Annotated in this window: 1 protein-coding gene; it reads left to right on the top strand. The window is 68.1% G+C overall.

Annotated features, from left to right (window positions below):
* Nucleotides 1–195: 195 nt before the first annotated feature.
* Nucleotides 196–1739, top strand: a 1544-nt coding sequence (locus WAN71_RS12020) for an acyl-CoA dehydrogenase (protein WP_422225539.1), incomplete at its 3' end; no start/stop codon positions are given.

Raw genomic sequence — 1739 nt, 5'->3', positions numbered from 1 at the left:
CCACCGGTCTGACCACATTCGGTGTCGATCGCGTGCGCGAACTGCTGGAGCTGCCGCAGAACCTGATCCCGATGGCCGCGGTCTACGTGGGCCTGCCCGCACGCAAGCTCTCGCCGCCGCGCCGCCGCCCGGCGACGTCGGTGACCTACCGCGAGCGGTTCGGCACCTCCTGGTGAACAGAACGGAGAGCTGCCAATGCCGTTGGCGATAACCGAAGATCACCGCGCTCTCGCCGAAGTGGCAGCCGCGATGGTCGCCGGGCGTGCGGGCACCGTGGGTGCCAGGCGGGTCCTGCTTGATCGCGAAAAGAGCGGTCGGTGGTGGTCGACTGACGGACTCTGGAAAGAGATGGTCTCCACCGGGTGGCTTGGCCTGCACATCGACGAACGGCTCGACGGACAGGGTTACGGACTGCCTGAACTGACGATCGTGTTGGAGCAGCTTGGCCGCGCCGCGCTGGGTGGACCGTTTCTGCCGACGGTTGCGGTGTCCGCGGTGATTGCCGAAGCGGGGACCGACGAGCAGCGTCAGTGGTGGTTGCCGCGGCTGGTATCCGGTGATGTGGTCGCGGGCATCGGCGCCAACGGCGATGCTGTCGTTCGTGATTCGATGGTCTCGGCCGCCGCGGTGCCGGCATTGGCCGAGGCGGCCGCCGACCTGTTCCTGCTTCCTGTCGGCGACGACCTCGTCCTGGTGCAGGCCAGCGACGGGGTCAGTACCCGAACCGTCGACTCGGTGGACCAGCTGCTTGCACCGGTGATCGTGGTCAGCGTGGCCTCCGTGCAGGTCGCCGAGGTCTTCCCCGACGGCGCAGGGATAGCGACGCGCATTCTTCGGCTGCTGGCCGCGGCCGAAGCGGTTGGCGGGCTCGGCGCCTGCACTGAGATGGCGACGGCGTACGCCGCCAGCCGCGAGCAGTTCGGCAGGCCCATCGGCTCGTTTCAGGCAGTCAAACATCATTGCGCGAACATGCTCGTCGATACCGAGCTCGCCACCGCCGCGACTTGGGACGCTGCGCGCGCCGTTGGCGCGGAGGCAGAGCTCGCCGCGACGATGGCCGCCGGACACGCGTTGACCGCCTATCAGCGGGTGGCGCTGCAGAACGTGCAGGTGCACGGCGGCATCGGCTACACCTGGGAGCACGACGCTCACCTCTACATCAGGCGGGCCACCGTCCTGCAGGCCTTCGTCGGTGATCAGGATGCACTGCGGGACAAGGTGATCGCGCTGCAAGGCGACGGCGTGCGCCGACGCAACTCGGTGGACCTGCCCGAGAGTGCGGAACAATATCGTCAGGCCGCACTGGACTTCCGCTCCGAACTCGAGGCGGCTGACGCCGATGACCGCCAAAAGCTCTGGGCGCGCAGCGGCTATCTGCAACCACACTGGCCGACCCCGTACGGGCGGGCTGCGGACAGCGTCGAGCAGTTGATCATCGAGAACGCCCTGCACGGTTTGGACAAACCCAGCCTCGGACTCGGCGAATGGGTGGTGCCGACGCTGCTGCAGCACGGAAGCGCCGAACAGATAGACCGATTGATCTGGCCGAGCCTCGAGGGTGAGCTGCGGTGGTGCCAGTTGTTCAGTGAGCCCGGCGCCGGATCGGACGCGGCGGCGGTGGCCACCAAGGCCCGGCGGGTCGACGGCGGCTGGGTGGTCAACGGTCAGAAAGTGTGGACCAGCGACGCGGTGAACTGCCAGCGCGGGCTGGCCACCGTGCGCACCGATCCGAACGTGCC

This window comes from Mycobacterium sp., from assembly GCF_049280035.1.
Taxonomy (GTDB): domain Bacteria; phylum Actinomycetota; class Actinomycetes; order Mycobacteriales; family Mycobacteriaceae; genus Mycobacterium.
Note: the sequence above shows the minus strand (reverse complement) of the source record. Positions and strands in the feature narration are given on the sequence as shown.